This window comes from Variovorax sp. 10L421 (genome assembly GCF_056395365.1).
The window spans coordinates 387,794-404,095 of the sequence record NZ_JBFTJJ010000001.1; the positions used below are offsets into that span (position 1 = coordinate 387,794).

The following is a 16,302-nucleotide window of genomic DNA, read 5'->3' on the forward strand; positions in this document are numbered from 1 at the left end:
GAGCAACCTGTCGAGCAGATGGGAGATCTCCTTCACTCTGCCTCCTGCCGCTCTTCACCGTCCACATGGTCGGTGCCGGTGAGGCCGCGCGAGGCGAGCATCACCACGAGGAACAGCGCCGTCATCGCGAAGCCGATCACGATGGCGGTCAGTACCAGGGCCTGCGGCATCGGGTCGGCCGTGTTCGCCAGCGTGGCGGTGAAGCCTTGGACGAGCACCGGCTCGCTGTCGACCTTGAGCCGGCCCATGCTGAAGATGAAGAGATTGACCGCGTACGAGATCAGCGTCAGGCCCATGATGACCTGGAAGGTGCGTGGGCGCAGCAGCATGTACACGCCCGAGCCGGTGAGCACGCCGATGGCAAGTGCGAGCACGATTTCCATCAGCGGGCTCCCTCTGCGGCGGCCTTGGCTTCGGCCTCTCTCTCTGCTTGCTCGTCGGCCCAGCGGTGGCTGCGTATCGACTGATGGGCCAGCCCGGTGAGGATCAGCATGGTGGCGCCGAGCACCAGCGCGAACACGCCGATGTCGAAGAAGAGGGCGCTCGGCACATGCACCTCGCCCAGCAGCGGCAGGTGAACGTGCGCGGTGTGCGTGGTCAGGAAGGGGTAGCCGAAGAACACCGCACCGCTGCCGGTGGCGAGCGCGAACAGCAGGCCGATGGCGATCCAGCGGCGCGGATAGATGCGCAAGTGCTCTTCGACCCATTCGGTGCCCGAGACGATGAACTGCAGCACCAGCGCCACCGACATCACCAGCCCCGCGACGAAGCCGCCGCCCGGCGCGTTGTGGCCGCGCATGAAGAAGTAGACCGACACCAGCACCGCCAGCGGCAGCAGCAGCCGCACCAGCACGGCCGGCACCATCAGGTAGCCGACGGCGGTGTCCTTGGCGCGGCGCGGGTTCAGCAGGTCGCTGCTGCCGTCGTCGACCTGCAGGCGCTGCTGTATGGGCAGGGCCATCGATTCGATCGCGGGGCGGAAGCGCCGCAGCAGCGCATACACGGTGAGCGCCACCACGCCGAGCACCGTGATCTCGCCGAAAGTGTCGAAGCCCCGGAAGTCGACCAGCATCACGTTGACCACGTTGGTGCCGCCGCCTTCGGTGAGCGCGCGTTCAAGGAAGAAGGGCGAGATGCTCTGCGGGAACTCGCGCGTCATCATGGCCCAGGCCAGCATCGCCATGCCGCCGCCGGCGACAGTCGCCACCAGCAGGTCGCGCCCGCGCCGGCCCCAGGGCCGCAGCCGTGCGCGCGCGGGCTGCACGGCGTCCTTGCTGCGCATCGGCAGCCAGCGCAGCCCCAGCAGGATCAGCACGGTGGTCACGGCCTCGACCACCAGCTGCGTCAGCGCGAGGTCGGGCGCGGAGAACCAGATGTAGGTCACGCACGAGACAAGCCCGGCGCCCGAAGCCAGCATCAGCGCCGCGAGCCGGTGGAACTTGGCCTGCCACGCGGCGGCCAGCGCGCAGGTGCCGCCGATGATCCAGGTCATGGCGAACATCGGCGAGAAGGGCAGCAGCTCGCGCGTGCCGGGCGCAGCGGGCGTGGCCCACAGCGAGGCCGCGGCGCCCGCGATGGCCACGACAACCAGCAGCAGCAACTGCCACTGCATGCGCCGCGTGCCGAGCAGGCGGCGGCTGCGCCGGCCCGCCTCGCTCAGCAGCGCGAGCAGGTGTTCGAAGATGGTCTGGCCGTCGAAGCGGTGCAGCAGCGGCGTGTGCGTGAGACCGCCGTCCGCGCGCCGGCTGCGCTGCAGCAGGTAGAGCGCGGCGCCGCCCGCCAGCGCCACGAAGCTCATCGCGAGCGGCAGGTTGAAACCGTGCCATACGGCCAGGCTGTACTCGGGCAGCGTGCCGCCCACCACGGGCGCCGCGGCCGCCGCCAGCAGCGGGCCGATGGACCAGGCCGGCGCCACGCCCACGACCAGGCACAGCAGCACCAGAAGCTCGACCGGCACGCGCATCCAGTGCGGCGGCTCATGCGGTTGCCTGGGCACGTCGGGGCCGCAGGGCGGACCGAAGAACACGTCGAACACGAAGCGGGCGGAGTAGGCCACGGTGAAGACGCCCGCGACGGTGGCGATGATCGGCAGGCTCCAGTCGATCCATGGCGTGGACTGGATGAACACCGTCTCGGCGAAGAACATCTCCTTCGACAGGAATCCGTTGAGCAGCGGCACGCCGGCCATCGAGGCGCTGGCGATGATGGCCAGCGTGCCGGTGATCGGCATCAGCCGCAGCAGGCCGCTGAGCTTGCGGATGTCGCGCGTGCCGCTCTCGTGGTCGATGATGCCGGCCGCCATGAACAGCGATGCCTTGAAGGTCGCGTGATTCATGACGTGGAACACCGCCGCCACTGCCGCCAACGGGCTGTTGAGGCCCAGCAGCAGCGTGATGAGCCCGAGATGCGAGATGGTCGAATAGGCCAGCAGTGCCTTCAGGTCGCGCTGGAACATGGCAATGAAGCCGCCGAGCAGCAGCGTGACCGCACCCGCGCCGCCCACCATCCAGAACCACTGCTCGGTGCCCGAGAGCACGGGCCACAGCCGCGCCATGAGGAACACGCCGAGTTTCACCATGGTGGCCGAATGCAGGTAGGCCGAGACCGGCGTGGGCGCGGCCATGGCGCGCGGCAGCCAGAAGTGGAACGGGAACTGCGCGCTCTTGGTGAAGGCGCCGAGCAGCACCAGCACCAGCGCGGCCGGGTAGAGCACATGCGCGCGGATGAGGTCACCCGATGCCAGCACCACGTCGAGCTCGTAGCTTCCGACGATGCGGCCCAGCACCAGCACGCCGGCCAGCAGGCACAGCCCGCCCGCGCCGGTGACGGTGAGCGCCATGCGCGCCCCGCGCCGCGCATCGCGGCGGTGGTGCCAGTAGCCGATCAGCAGGAAGGAGAAGAGGCTGGTGAGCTCCCAGAACAGCGCCATCTGGATCAGGTTGCCGGAGAGCACCACGCCCATCATCGCGCCCATGAACGCGAGGAAGAACGAGAAGAAGCGCGGCACCGGGTCGGAGGCCGACATGTAGTAGCGCGCATAGAGCACCACCAGCGCGCCGATGCCCAGCACAAGCATGCAGAACAGCCAGGCGAAGCCGTCCATGCGGAACACGAGGTTGAGGCCGAGGGCCGGGAGCCATTCGATCTCCTGCCGCAGCACGTTGCCGTGCGCGATCTGCGGAAAGAGCCACGCGGTCTGTATCGCGCAGCCCAGTGCGACCAGTCCCGCGAGGGTCGACTCCCTGTTGCGCGCGTTGGATGGCATCAACGCGGCCAGCACGCTGGCAATGAAGGGGAGTGCGACGAGAAAGACCAGAGGCATTGGGATCGATTCTATCGATCGACCCTTTGGGAAGCCCTATCCATAACCGCAAGACATAAGGCGCATTTATGCCCTGTTCAAGCCGAGAAGATCCGCACGGTCCGGATGCCGAGCCAAGTGAAGAAGAGCGAGCCGCCCAGGTGGGCCGAGGCCGTGACCATGGCCACGCCCAGCCGGCCTTCGAGCAGCATGGTGGTGACCTCGATGGAGAAGCTCGAGAAGGTGGTGAGGCCGCCGAGGAAGCCGGTGATCAGCGCGAGCCGCCAGACCGGATCCAGGTCGGGCAGCAGCTGGAAGGTGGCAACGGCCACGCCGATGAGGTAGCCGCCGATCAGGTTGGCAGCCAGCGTGCCCCAGGGCATGAGGCCGCCCATGCCCAACCAGAGGGCAAGGCCCCAGCGGGCCAGGGCGCCGATCGAGGCGCCGATGCAGATGGCAAGAATCGGTAGAAGAAGCATGCGTCTATTGTCGGCGCGTCGCCCCGCGGTTTCAGGGCGCCATCTGTTGCGGCAGCCAGGTCACCAACTGCGGCACGAAGTAGATGATCAGCACGGCCGCGACCATCAGGAAGAACATCGGCAAGGTGACGCGCGCGATGTAGAGCAGATCCTTGCCGGTCATGCCTTGCAGCACGAACAGGTTGAAGCCCACGGGTGGCGTGATCTGCGCCATCTCGACCACCAGCACGACGAAGATGCCGAACCAGACCGGATCGATGCCGGCTGCTGTGACCGTCGGCATGATCACGCCCATGGTCAGCACCACCATCGAGATGCCGTCGAGGAAGCAGCCCAGCACGATGTAGAAGGCAGCCAGCGCCAGGATGAGCTGGAACTTCGACAGGCCCAGCGAGCCGATCCATTCGGCCAGGTGCCGCGGCAGGCCGATGTAGCCCATGGCCAGCGTGAGGAAGGCCGCGCCCGCGAGGATCAGCGCCATCATGCAGTACAGCCGCGTGGCTCCCAGCAACGCGTCCCTGAAGCTTTGCCAGGTGAGCGAGCCCTGCGCGCCCGAGATGATCATCGCGCCGACCACGCCCACGGCCGCCGCCTCGGTGGCGGTGGCGATGCCCGCATAGATGGAGCCGAGCACCGACAGGATGAGCAGGGCCACCGGGATCAGCGACATCGAGGCCTTGAGCTTTTCCATGAAAGGAAGCTTCGCGTCGGCCGGCGGGACGCGGTCGGGGTGGCGCAGCGCCCAGAACACGATGTAGCCCGAGAACAGCAGCGCAAGCATGATGCCCGGGATGACGCCCGCGATGAACAGCCGAGCGATCGATACGTCCGCGCTCACCCCGTAGACGATCATGATGATCGACGGCGGAATCAAGAGGCCGAGCGTGCCCGCGCCGGCCAGCGTGCCGATGACCATGTCGTCGGGGTAGCCGCGGCGCTTGAGTTCGGGCAGGCTCATCTTGCCGATGGTGGCGCAAGTGGCCGCGCTCGACCCGGAGACCGCGGCAAACACCGCGCAGCCCACCACGTTGGTGTGCAGCAGCCGGCCCGGCAGGCTTTGCATCCAGGGTGCGAGACCCTTGAACATGTCCTGCGAGAGACGGGTGCGAAACAGGATCTCGCCCATCCACACGAACAGCGGCAGCGCGGTGAGCGTCCAGCTCGAGGCCGATCCCCAGATGGTCACGGCCATGGCGTCGCCGGCGGAGCGCGACGAGAAGATCTGCATGGCGATCCATGCCACGCCCGAGAGCGTGAGGCCGATCCAGACGCCGCTGCCGAGGATCAGGAACAGCGCGGCGATCAGGAGGCCTGCGACGACGAGGTCACTCATGGCGAAGGGCCTCCGTCTCGACGGCCTTGGCGGGGCGGCCACGCCACTCGATCACGAGTTCGTCCAGCGACGCGACGGCAAAGACGATGGCGCCGAGCGCCATAGACAGTTGCGGCATCCACAGCGGGGTGGCGTCGTTGCCGGTGGAGATGTCGTGGAAGTCGAACGACTGCCAGGCAAGGCGCACGCTGTACCAGGCGAACAGCAGCGCGAGGAGCGCCGCGGCGGCCATCGCCCAGCGCTCGAGCCAGCGCTGCGCCGCGGGCGGCAGGGTCTGCAGCACCAGCGTCACGCGGATGTGCTCCCCGCGCTTGAGCGTGTGCGCGAGCGCCAGGAAGCCCGCGCCGGCCATCAGGTAGCCGGCGTAGGCATCGATGCCGGGAATGTTGAAGTGAAGCTGGCGGCCGAGGATGGACAGGAGGACCATCGCCAGCAGGGCGACCATGAAGAGCGCCGCCAATGCGGCGGCACTCGTGTAGAGAAGGTCAAGTGTCTTGCGCATCGGGTGCAGTTCGAGTCCGCCTCACATCTTCTTGTAGGCGTCGACGACGGCCTGGCCCTCGGCACCGGCCTTCTCGGTCCACTCCTTGAGCATGGTGTCGCCGACCTTCTTCATGTCGGCCTTGAGCTGTGCGGAGGGCACGTGCACCGTCATGCCGTTCTTCTTGAGCAGGTCGAGGTATTCGAGGTTCTTTTTCTTCGACAGGTCCCACCCGCGCTTCTCGGCCTCCCCCGCCGCCTTGAGCACCGCGCCCTGCGTGGGCTTGTCGAGCGCATCGAAGGCCTTCTTGTTCATGAGCATCGCGTTTTTCGGCAGCCAGGCCTGGGTGTCGTAGAAGTTCTTGATGTATTCGTAGGTCTTGGTGTCGTAGCCGGTCGACCCCGAGGACATGTACGACTCGATCACGCCCGTGGCCATGGCCTGCGAGAGCTCGGCCTGCTGCACCGTGACGGGCTGCGCGCCGACGAGTTCGCCGATGCGCGCGGTGGCGGGACTGTAGGCGCGCCACTTCACTCCCTTCAGGTCGGCGGCCGATGCAATTTCCTTCTTCACGAAGATGCCTTGCGGCGGCCAGGCGACCGTGTAGAGCAGCACGATGCCTTGCTCGGCCAGCTTCTTCTCGAGCACAGGCTTCTGTGCCTGGTAGAGCTTCCAGGCGGCGTCGTAGCTGTCGGCCAGGAACGGGATGCCGTCGGCACCGAACAGCTGCCATTCGTTCTGGTAGTTCACGAGGAGGATCTCGCCGAGCTGCGCCTGGCCACCCTGCACTGCGCGCTTGATCTCGGGTGCCTTGAACAGCGAGGCATTGGCGTGCACCGTGATCTTGAGCTTGCCGCCGCTGCCCTTGTCCACGTCGCTCGCGAACTGGGTGACGTTCTCGGTGTGGAAGTTGCTCGCCGGGTAGGCGGTGGGCAGGTCCCACTTGGTCTGCGCGAAGGCTGCGGCGCCAAGGGTCAGGCCAGCGAGGGCGATGCCGAACTTGTGATTCATGAGCTCTCCGGAACGTATGAAAGTGAAAACGAAAACGAGCATACGAGCAAAATCCGGACCATCCCTGAGGCATTTCCCTGCCTTGGTGCATGCATGAAAAAAGCCGCCCACAGGCGGCTTGCTTGCTATGGGACCGGGTAGGAAATCAGGGCTTGGCGGCCTTGGCTACCTTGCCTGTCTTGCCTTCCTTGGGAGCGGCAGCTGCCGCTCCACCGAAGGCCTGGCCATTGACCGTCAGGCCTTCGGCTGACAGCTTGGCGGCCTTCTTTTCCTTGACGCCCTTCACGCGCTGCATGAGGTCGGGCCAGTCCTTGAACTCGCCTTCCTTGCGCGCGTCGAGAATGCGCTTGGACATGGAAGGGCCGACGCCCTTGACACCGTCGAGATCGGCGGCCGTGCCCTTGTTGACGTCGACGGCGGCGAACGAAACGGCCGCGAACAGCATGGCCGTCGCGGCCAGGATTTTCTTGAACATGATGGGAACTCCCTTTGTCTTGTTGATATGACTGACAGCCGACAAGAGCGCCGGCCCAGGCTCAACGAGGCACAAAAGAAGCGCGTTGACCCGTGGAAGCCGCACCGGCCGCCACGTGACCATTGTTCAAAAATGTGATCAGAGTTCTTCGACGCGGCGCGGCGGATAGCTGTCCCAGGCCTGGCAGCCGGGGCAGTGCCAGAAGTACTGGTGCGCCTCGAAGCCGCAAGCAGCGCAGCGATAGCGCATGAGTGGCCGCGTAGCCTGGTCGAGCGCGCGCTGCACCTGCGGATGGAACTGCTGGTGTTCGAAGTGTTCGCCCGCGAGCCAGCGCGAGGCAGCGACCAGCGAGGGCTGCTGTGCAAGATGTGCGATGTAGCCATCGCGCGGCGTGGGGTTGGGTTCTTCGGTGGTGGCGGTCGGTGTGCCACCGAGCGCCATCAGTGCTTCGAGCACGTCGATCGACGGCGACTCCACGTAGCGGCGTTGCAGCAGCGCGAGCGCCTCGCCTTGGCGGTGCGCGGCCACGGCGGCCTGCTGCAGTGTGGCCGCATAGAGCGGCAGCGCCAGCGGCGCCGTGTCGCTCAGGGCCACGAGCGTGTCGAAGGCCGCGGCCGCTTCGCCTTTGCGCAACTGCAGGTTGGCTGTGTCGATGGCGGGGCGCGGTGCTTGCGGCGCAAGTTCAACGGCCTGCGCGAGCAGCTTCGCCGCGCTCGACAGGTCGCCTGCCGCCACGTGCTCGGTCGCCTGCTCGCAGAGGTGATGCGCGCGGCGCGTGCTGTAGCTGGCCTGGTCGGACTCGTCGAGCTTCTGCGCTACGTCGGCGGCCTGCGCCCATTCGCGCGAGCGCTCGTAGATGGCCAGCAGAGACAGCCGCGCCTCGTTCTCGTAGCGCGTGCCTTCGAGCTTCTGCAGTGCGGCTTCGGCGCGGTCGAGCAGGCCGGCGCGCAGGAAGTCCTGTGCCAGCGCGTGCTGCGCGCGTTCGCGGTCGCTGCGGCTCAGGTCGCCTCGGCCCAGCAGGTGCTCGTGCACGCGCACCGCGCGCTGGTACTCGCCGCGGCGGCGAAAGAGATTGCCGAGCGCGAAGTGCAGCTCCTGCGTGTCGGGGTCGTTCTGCACGGCCTCGATGAAGGCGTCGATGGCCTGATCCTGCTGCTCGTTGAGCAGGAAGTTGAGACCGCGGAAGTAGGCCTTGGGTGCTTGCCTGTTTTCGAGCTTGAGCTGGCGGATGTCGAAGCGCGATGCGAGCCAGCCCAGCACGAAGGCGACGGGCAGGCTGATCAACAGCCAGCTGGGATCAAAGTCCATGTTGACGTACGGCGGGAAGGTCGGTGGCGGAGATGGACGGCGCCGATGCAGGAGTGCTCGTGGCGACCGACGGCGCGGATGGCTGGGCCTCGGAGGCGGCGGGCAGTTGCGCCGCTGCGGTGCGATGCTTCCACCAGCCCGGCAGCATGCCGAGCGCGCCCACCACGAGCCCGCCGGCGAAGGCCGCGAGCACGACGAGCACCAACGGCGCGCGCCAGTAGGTGCCGAAGAAGAAATAGACGGTTGCGTCGTGCTGGTTGTTCAGCGCGAAAGCAAAGAGCGTAAAAAAAATGGCTGCCTTGAGCAGCCACAGGAGGTATTTCATGCACGTTCCCGTTGGCGGGACGATTCTACGTTTGCGACCGTCGGGACGGGCCGCCGGTCAGGCCTTGCGGCCCTTGGTTTCCTTGCCGGCGTCGAGCTCCGCGGTGCGTGCATCCACGGCCTCGCGCAGCGCCTTGCCGGGCTTGAAGTGCGGCACACGTTTCTCGGGAATCTGCACACTCTCGCCCGAACGCGGATTGCGGCCGATGCGCGGCGGACGCCGGTTGACCGAGAAGCTGCCGAAGCCGCGGATCTCGATGCGGTGCCCGCGCACCAGCGCGTCGCTCATCGCGTCGAGGATGGTCTTGACGGCGTATTCGGCATCGCGGTGTGTGAGCTGTGCAAAGCGCGCTGCGAGTTCTTCGACAAGGTCTGAGCGGGTCATAGGCCGAACATAAACGAAAAACGTGGACGAAAAAAAAGACAGAGCGGCCCCAGGGCCTGCTCTGTCTTCGGACTCAGCTTACTTGCTGTCGTTGTTGTCGAGCTTGGCGCGCAGCAGGGCGCCCAGGCTCGTCGTGCCCGCGTTTTCGCGTGCCGACTGCTGGCTCAGGCTGGCCATGGCGCCTTGTTCGTCGACCATGTCCTTCTGCTTGATCGACAGCTGGATGTTGCGGGTCTTGCGATCCACATTCACGACGATGGCGGTGACTTCGTCGCCTTCCTTGAGCACGTTGCGGGCATCTTCGACGCGGTCGCGCGAGATTTCCGAAGCACGGAGGTAGCCGATGATGTCTTCGCCGAGGTCGATTTCAGCGCCGCGGGCGTCCACGGTCTTGACCTTGCCGGTCACGATCTGGCCCTTGTCGTTCACGGTGGTGAACGTGGTGAACGGGTCGCTGTCGAGCTGCTTGATGCCCAGCGAGATGCGCTCGCGGTCGACATCCACAGCCAGCACGATCGCTTCGACTTCCTGGCCCTTCTTGTAGTTGCGAACGGCGGTTTCGCCGGCTTCGTTCCACGAGAGGTCAGACAGGTGAACCAGGCCGTCGATGCCGGCAGCCAGACCCACGAACACGCCGAAGTCGGTGATCGACTTGATCGGGCCCTTGACGCGGTCGCCACGCTTGGTGTTTTGCGCGAACTCTTGCCACGGGTTGGCCTTGCACTGCTTCATGCCCAGGCTGATGCGGCGCTTGTCTTCGTCGATCTCGAGGACCATGACTTCGACTTCGTCGCCCAGCGAGACGATCTTGTTCGGAGCGATGTTCTTGTTGGTCCAGTCCATTTCGGAGACGTGCACCAGGCCTTCGATGCCGGGTTCGAGTTCGACGAACGCGCCGTAGTCGGCAATGTTCGTGACCTTGCCGAACAGGCGGGTCGATTGCGGGTAGCGGCGCGAAACGCCCATCCACGGGTCGTCACCCATTTGCTTGAGACCCAGCGAGACACGGTTCTTCTCGGTGTCGAACTTGAGGATCTTGGCGGTGATTTCCTGGCCGGCCTGAACGACTTCGCTCGGGTGGCGAACACGGCGCCATGCCATGTCGGTGATGTGCAGCAGGCCGTCGATGCCGCCGAGGTCCACGAACGCACCGTATTCGGTGATGTTCTTGACCACGCCGCGCACGACTGCGCCTTCCTTCAGCGTTTCCATCAGCTTGGCGCGTTCTTCGCCCATGCTGGCTTCGACCACGGCACGGCGCGACAGCACGACGTTGTTGCGCTTGCGGTCGAGCTTGATGACCTTGAATTCGAGGGTCTTGTTCTCGTACGGGGTCAGGTCCTTGATCGGGCGCGTGTCGATCAGCGAGCCCGGCAGGAATGCGCGGATGCCGTTGACGAGCACGGTCAGGCCGCCCTTGACCTTGCCGCTGGTGGTACCGGTGACGAAGTCGCCCGATTCCAGGGCCTTCTCCAGGGCGAGCCACGAAGCCAGACGCTTGGCGGTGTCGCGCGAGAGGATGGTGTCGCCGTAGCCGTTTTCAACGCTGCCGATGGCAACGGAAACGAAATCGCCGGCCTGGACTTCGAGTTCGCCCTTGTCGTTCTTGAACTCTTCGATCGGCACATACGCTTCGGACTTCAGGCCGGCGTTGACCACGACGTGGTTGTGTTCGACACGCACGACTTCGGCCGTGATGACCTCGCCGGTGCGCATTTCGGAACGCTTCAGGGACTCTTCGAATAGGTCGGCAAAAGATTCAGACATTTATGGTTCCTTCCGTCATGCAGGGTTGGCAGGCGCTCATGCGAAATTGCGTGCGGCTGCTGTGGGTCTGTAGACGGCGGTTGGTTGTGGGCATGAGCCCGGTTGGTTGAACAACCAGCAGGCCGGTGCGCTGTCGCGCGGAAGGAGCCTGCCGGAGCGGTAGGCGCCAACCCGGAAAACCCGGTTGGCGCGAGCCCCTCAAGCGGACTTGAAGAGCTGCACTTCAACCGCTCAAGCGGGCTTGAACGGTTGAATTTCTTGCCACCAGTTCAACACCGTGTCGATCGATTGTTCGATTGACAGCTGGGAGTTGTCGAGGTGGCGAGCGTCTTGCGCCGGCTTCAGAGGTGCCACGCTTCGGGAAGAGTCCCGGGCGTCGCGTGCTTCCAAGTCGGAGCGAAGACTGTCGAGTGTAGTCGAAATACCCTTTGAAATCAACTGCTTATGGCGCCGTTCGGCACGCTGGGCGGCGCCGGCCGTGAGGAACACTTTGAGCTCCGCATCGGGGAAGATCACGGTGCCCATGTCGCGCCCGTCGGCCACCAGGCCGGGCAGGCGGCGGAAGCGGTGCTGCAGGTCCTGCAGCGCCTCGCGCACGGCGGGCAGCGCGGAGACACGCGAGGCGTCCATGCCGGCGGCTTCGGTGCGGATGTCGTCGCTTACGTCTTCCCCGCCCAGCAGCACCTTTCCCTCGGTGAACTGCAAGGGCAACGCGGCGGCGAGGGTGGCGATCTGCGGTTCGTTCGCGGCATTGGCGTCCAGGCCGGCGCGGCGCATGGCGAGGCCTGTCACGCGGTACAGCGAGCCCGAATCGAGGTAGTGGTAGCCCAGCAGGCGCGCCACTTCGGCGGCCAGCGTGCCCTTGCCGGAGGCGGTCGGGCCGTCGATGCAGATCACCGGCACCTCGGCGGCCTCGGCCACCGAGAACATGGTCTCGAAGTAATCGGGGAAGGTCTTGGCGACACAGTGCGGATCGAGGATGCGCACCGGCACGCCGGCCGGGTTGAAGGCCGCCAGCGAGAAGCACATGGCCACGCGGTGATCGTCGTAGGTGCGGATGCTTGCCGGTAGCCAGCCGGACTGCGCCAGCGGGTGCACGCGGATGAAGTCGGGGCCCGCTTCGACGGCGGCGCCAAGCTTTTTCAGCTCGTTGGCCATGGCGTCGATGCGGTCGGTTTCCTTCACGCGCCAGCTCGCGATGTTGCGCAGCGTGCTCGGGCCGTCGGCGTAGAGCGCCATCACGGCCAGCGTCATCGCGGCGTCGGGGATGTGGTTGGCGTCGAGGTCGATGGCCTTGAGCGGCCACGCCCCGCGGCGTACTTCGAGCCAGTTCGGGCCGCTGTCGACCAGCGCACCCATCTGGCGGGCGGCGTCGATGAAGCGGATGTCGCCCTGTATCGAATCGGCGCCCACGCCCTCGATCCGGATGCCGTTCTTGCCCGAGACGCCTGTTGCGATGGCGCCCAGCGCTATGAAATAGCTAGCAGAGGAAGCATCGGCCTCGACGTGAATGTCGCCCGGCGAGCTGTAGCGGCTGCCTGCGGGAATGGTGAAACGCTCCCAGCCGTCGCGCTGCACCTGGATGCCGAAGCGCGCCAGCAGGTTCAGCGTGATCTCGATGTAGGGCTTGGAGATCAGCTCGCCGATCACCTCGATCACGATGTCGTCGGCTGCCGCAAGCGGCAGCGCCAGCAGCAAGGCAGTGAGGAACTGGCTCGACACGTCGCCGCGGACGCGGATCGGCGCATCGAGCGCGAGTTCGCCGTGCGGCACGGGGTGGATGCGCAGGGGCGGGTAGCCGGGGTTGCCGAGATAGTCGATGCGGCAGCCAAGCTGGGTCAGTGCATCGACGAGGTCGCCGATCGGGCGCTCGTGCATGCGCGGCACGCCGCTGAGCTCGAACTCACCACCCAGCAGCGACAGCGCCGCGGTCAGCGGGCGCATCGCGGTGCCGGCATTGCCGAGGAACAGCGGCAGCAGCGTTTCGTTGGGCTTCAGCTTCCCGCCCAGGCCGGTGATGCGCAGCGCGCTGCCCGCAGGGTCGATGCCGCAGCCGAGCGCGCGCAGGGCGTCGAGCATCACGCGCGTGTCGTCGGAGTCCAGCAGGTCGTGGATCGTGGTGGTGCCGCTCGCGAGCGCAGCGAGCAGCAGCACGCGGTTGGAAATGCTCTTGGAGCCCGGCAGCCGGACCGTGCCGGCCGCGCCTGCGAGAGGCGGGAGATCGAGGAAGGCCGTCGAGAACATCTCAGTTGTCCTGCTGCTGCGACGAGGTGTCGGTGGCCGGCTTCCAGGCCGCGCGGGTCTTGCTGGCGGCGGCGATGGATTGCTCCAGTGCCTGCAGGTCGCCTGCGGTCATCAGTGCTTCAAGGTCTTCCAGCGCCTTGCGGAAGGCCTTCGACTGCTGCAGCACCTGTTCGCGGTTGGCCAGCAGCACATCGCGCCACATGACGGGGTCGCTCGCGGCAATGCGCGAGAAGTCGCGAAAGCCTGGGCCCGCGAGGCTCAGGAACCGGTCGCCCTGCGGCTGGCTGGCGATGGCGTTGGTATACGCGAAGGCCAGCAGGTGCGGCAGGTGGCTCACGGCGGCGAAGGCGGCGTCGTGCTCGTCGTGCGTCATGGTGACGACGTGCGCGCCGATGCCGCTCCATGCCTGCGAGGCCCGCTGCACATTGGAGCGCAGCGTGGTCTTGACGGGCGTCAGCACGACCTGGCGGCCGGTGAAAAGCGAAGCCTCTGCATGCTCGATGCCCGAGAGCTCCTTGCCGGCAATCGGATGCGCCGGCACGAAGTTCGCGAATTGCTTCTGCAGGCCGTTGCGTGCGGCCTCGATCACGTCGCCCTTGGTCGAGCCCACGTCCATCACGAGCGTTTCGCTCGAAATGCCATGGCGGATGGCCTTGAATGTGGCTTCCGACGCCGCCACCGGCACCGCCAGCAGCACGATGTCGGCGCCCGATACCGCCAGCAGCGCCGAAGGCGCCACCACGTCGATCACGCCCAGCTGGCGCGCCCGCTCGGTGGTGGAGGGCGACTTGCTGTAGCCCACCACGCGTTTCACCAGTTTCGCGCGCTTGAGTGCGAGCGCAAACGAGCCGCCCATCAGGCCGCAGCCGATCAGTCCCAGTTGTTCGAACATGCTTCTGCTTGCCTGCCGCTCAGGCCTTGACGGGATAGGCGCCCAGCACCTTGTAGAAGGCGCAGAGTCCGCGCAGTTCGGCCAGCGCCGCGGCCACGTTGGGCTGCGAAGGGTGACCGTCGAGGTCGATGTAGAAGTAGTACTCCCACTGGCCGGTGCGCGCGGGACGCGACTCGAAACGCGTCATTGACACGTTGTTGGCCTTCAGCGGCACCAGCAGGTCGTGCACCGCGCCGGGCCGGTTGGGCACTGAGACGATCAGGCTGGTGCAGTCACGGCCCGAGGCCGGTGGCATGGCCAGCGTCTGCGGCAGGCAGATCACCGAGAAGCGGGTGCGGTTGTACGAGTCGTCCTGGATGGCATGCGCCACGATGTGCAGGCCGAAGCGGGTGGCAGCGCGTTCGCCGGCCAGCGCGGCCCAGGCCGGGTTGGTCGCCGCGAGGCGGGCGCCTTCGGCGTTGCTCGATACGGCGCGCCGCTCGGCGTTGGGCAGGTGCTTGGACAGCCAGGTCTGGCATTGCGCGAGCGCCTGTGGATGGGCCAGCACGGCCTCGATGCCTTCGAGCGAATTGCTGCTGCGCAGCAGGTGGTGGCGCACCAGCAGGCTGACTTCACCGACCACGTGGGTGGGCGAATGCAGGAACAGGTCGAGCGAGCGCGTGACCACGCCTTCGGTCGAGTTCTCGACGCCGACGACGCCGTACTGGGCGCTGCCCGCGGCGGTGGCGTGGAACACCTCGTCGAAGCTGGCGCAATAGATCAGGTCGGCGGCGCCGCCGAAGTACTCGATGGCCGCCTGCTCGCAGAAAGTGCCTTCGGGGCCGAGAACGGCCACGCGTTGCGGCGATTCGAGCGCCAGGCAGGCCGACATGATTTCGCGCCAGATGGCCGCCACATGGAGATCCTTGAGCGGACCGCCATTGCTCTTCTTCATCTTCTCGATGACTTGCGCCACGCGGTCAGGGCGGAAGAACGGCGTGCCCTCGCGCTTCTTGACCTCGCCGACCAGTTCGGCAACGTGGGCTCGTTCGTTGAGCAGGCTCAGCAGCTGCTGGTCGAGCGTGTCGATCTGCACGCGCAGATCGGCGAGGCTTTCTGATTTGTCGGAAGGAGAAGAGGGCGTTGTGGGTGTGGAGGCGGTCATCGTGCGAGCAGCTAGGGCATGCGCCTAGGCATGCGATCGCTCGAATTCTCGCATGTAGCTCACAAGTTCCTGTACGCCTGCCAGCGGCATGGCGTTGTAGATGCTTGCACGCATGCCGCCCACCGACTTGTGGCCCTTGAGCTGCAGCAGCCCGGCCTCGCGCGCGCCGGCCAGGAAAGCTTCGTTGCGGCTTTCGTCCGCCAGGAAAAACGGCACGTTCATGCGCGAGCGGCAGCCGGGGTCGATGCGGTTGGCATAGAAGTCGGAGCCGTCGATGAAACCGTACAGCAGCTTCGCCTTGGCGATGTTGCGCTGCTCCATGGCGGCGATGCCGGTGTGCGTGCCGTCGGTCTGCTGCAGCAGCCATTGGAACGTGAGCCCCGCCATGTAGATGCCCCAGGTCGGCGGGGTGTTGTACATGGAGTTGTTGTCGGCCACGGTCTTGTAGTTGAACGCGCTCGGGCAAATCTCGAGAGCGTGGCCCAGCAGATCGTCGCGCACGACCACGATCGTCAGGCCGGCGGGACCGAGATTCTTTTGTGCGCCGCCGAAGGCAAGGCCCACGCGGCCCCAGTCGACGCTGCGCGAAGCAACGTGCGAGGAAAAATCGATGACCAGCGGGGCATTGCTGCCGAGCGCGGCCAGGTCGGGCAGTTGCTGGAATTCGATGCCGTTGATGGTCTCGTTGGAGCATACGTGCACGTACGAGGCATCCTTGGAGAGTTGCCAGGTCGACGGATCGGGCAGCTTCGTATGCTGGTCCTCGGCATTGCTCGCGGCCACGCGCGCCGTGCAATAGCGCTGCGCTTCCTTGTGCGACTTGATGCTCCAGCTGCCGGTGAGGACGAAATCGGCGGTTTTGCCGCGCGACAGGTTCATCGGCACGATGGCGTTTTCGCCAAGGCCGCCACCCTGCATGAACAGGATGTGGAAATGCGAAGGCACGGCCAGCAGCGTGCGGAAGTCGGCTTCGGCCTGCGTGCAGATGGTGCCGAATTCCTTGCCGCGATGGCTCATTTCCATCACGCTCATGCCGCTGCCCTGCCAATCGAGCATTTCGGCGGCGGCGCGTTGCAGCACCGCCTCCGGCATGGCAGCCGGACCGGCCGAGAAGTTGTAGGGGCGCTTGCCGGCCGGCGTCTGCTGCTGGGTCACGTT

At 66.2% G+C, this 16,302-nt stretch carries 15 protein-coding genes; all 15 read right to left on the minus strand.

Annotation, left to right across the window (positions count from 1 at the left end):
- Positions 1-32: 32 nt before the first annotated feature.
- Positions 33-383: a Na+/H+ antiporter subunit C gene (locus AC1DFC_RS01865; protein ID WP_007829346.1), complete on the minus strand. Its 351-nt coding sequence runs from the start codon at positions 381-383 to the stop codon at positions 33-35.
- Complete coding sequence (locus tag AC1DFC_RS01870) at positions 383-3,322, minus strand: monovalent cation/H+ antiporter subunit A (protein ID WP_413331325.1); 2,940 nt, start codon at positions 3,320-3,322, stop codon at positions 383-385. The genes AC1DFC_RS01865 and AC1DFC_RS01870 overlap by 1 nt, the downstream gene beginning before the upstream one ends.
- Positions 3,323-3,399: 77 nt before the next feature.
- Positions 3,400-3,780 carry a fluoride efflux transporter CrcB gene (gene crcB / locus AC1DFC_RS01875; protein ID WP_413314751.1) on the minus strand — a complete coding sequence of 127 codons (381 nt, stop codon included), beginning with the start codon at positions 3,778-3,780 and terminating at the stop codon, positions 3,400-3,402.
- 31 nt (positions 3,781-3,811) lie between these two features.
- Positions 3,812-5,113, minus strand: coding sequence for a TRAP transporter large permease (locus AC1DFC_RS01880; protein WP_413314750.1), 1,302 nt, complete (start codon positions 5,111-5,113; stop codon positions 3,812-3,814).
- A complete protein-coding gene (locus AC1DFC_RS01885; protein ID WP_413314749.1) occupies positions 5,106-5,615 on the minus strand; it encodes a TRAP transporter small permease in 510 nt (169 codons plus the stop codon). Before AC1DFC_RS01885 ends, AC1DFC_RS01880 begins: the two co-directional genes overlap by 8 nt.
- 21 nt (positions 5,616-5,636) lie before the next feature.
- Positions 5,637-6,605, minus strand: coding sequence for a TRAP transporter substrate-binding protein (locus AC1DFC_RS01890; RefSeq protein WP_413331324.1), 969 nt, complete (start codon positions 6,603-6,605; stop codon positions 5,637-5,639).
- A gap of 145 nt (positions 6,606-6,750) precedes the next feature.
- Entirely contained in the window at positions 6,751-7,080 is a 330-nt protein-coding gene (locus AC1DFC_RS01895) for a ComEA family DNA-binding protein (RefSeq protein ID WP_413331322.1), read from the minus strand.
- A gap of 138 nt (positions 7,081-7,218) precedes the next feature.
- A complete protein-coding gene (gene lapB / locus AC1DFC_RS01900) occupies positions 7,219-8,388 on the minus strand; it encodes a lipopolysaccharide assembly protein LapB (RefSeq protein ID WP_413331321.1) in 1,170 nt (389 codons plus the stop codon).
- Positions 8,378-8,713 carry a LapA family protein gene (locus AC1DFC_RS01905; protein ID WP_007829364.1) on the minus strand — a complete coding sequence of 112 codons (336 nt, stop codon included), beginning with the start codon at positions 8,711-8,713 and terminating at the stop codon, positions 8,378-8,380. The genes lapB and AC1DFC_RS01905 overlap by 11 nt, the downstream gene beginning before the upstream one ends.
- A 57-nt stretch (positions 8,714-8,770) precedes the next feature.
- A complete protein-coding gene (locus AC1DFC_RS01910) occupies positions 8,771-9,097 on the minus strand; it encodes an integration host factor subunit beta (protein ID WP_007829365.1) in 327 nt (108 codons plus the stop codon).
- 78 nt (positions 9,098-9,175) lie between these two features.
- Positions 9,176-10,864 (minus strand): 30S ribosomal protein S1, encoded by a 1,689-nt coding sequence (gene rpsA / locus AC1DFC_RS01915; protein ID WP_007829366.1) that lies wholly within the window; start codon positions 10,862-10,864, stop codon positions 9,176-9,178.
- 231 nt (positions 10,865-11,095) lie between these two features.
- Positions 11,096-13,108 (minus strand): bifunctional 3-phosphoshikimate 1-carboxyvinyltransferase/cytidylate kinase, encoded by a 2,013-nt coding sequence (locus AC1DFC_RS01920; RefSeq protein WP_478178614.1) that lies wholly within the window; start codon positions 13,106-13,108, stop codon positions 11,096-11,098.
- Between the two features lies 1 nt (position 13,109).
- Positions 13,110-14,000 (minus strand): prephenate dehydrogenase, encoded by an 891-nt coding sequence (locus tag AC1DFC_RS01925; protein WP_007829368.1) that lies wholly within the window; start codon positions 13,998-14,000, stop codon positions 13,110-13,112.
- Between the two features lie 19 nt (positions 14,001-14,019).
- The gene (gene pheA, locus AC1DFC_RS01930; protein WP_007829369.1) at positions 14,020-15,144 is read right to left on the minus strand and encodes a prephenate dehydratase; all 1,125 of its coding nucleotides are present in this window, start codon (positions 15,142-15,144) and stop codon (positions 14,020-14,022) included.
- Between the two features lie 24 nt (positions 15,145-15,168).
- A complete protein-coding gene (gene serC, locus AC1DFC_RS01935) occupies positions 15,169-16,299 on the minus strand; it encodes a 3-phosphoserine/phosphohydroxythreonine transaminase (protein ID WP_007829371.1) in 1,131 nt (376 codons plus the stop codon).
- Positions 16,300-16,302 lie beyond the last annotated feature (3 nt).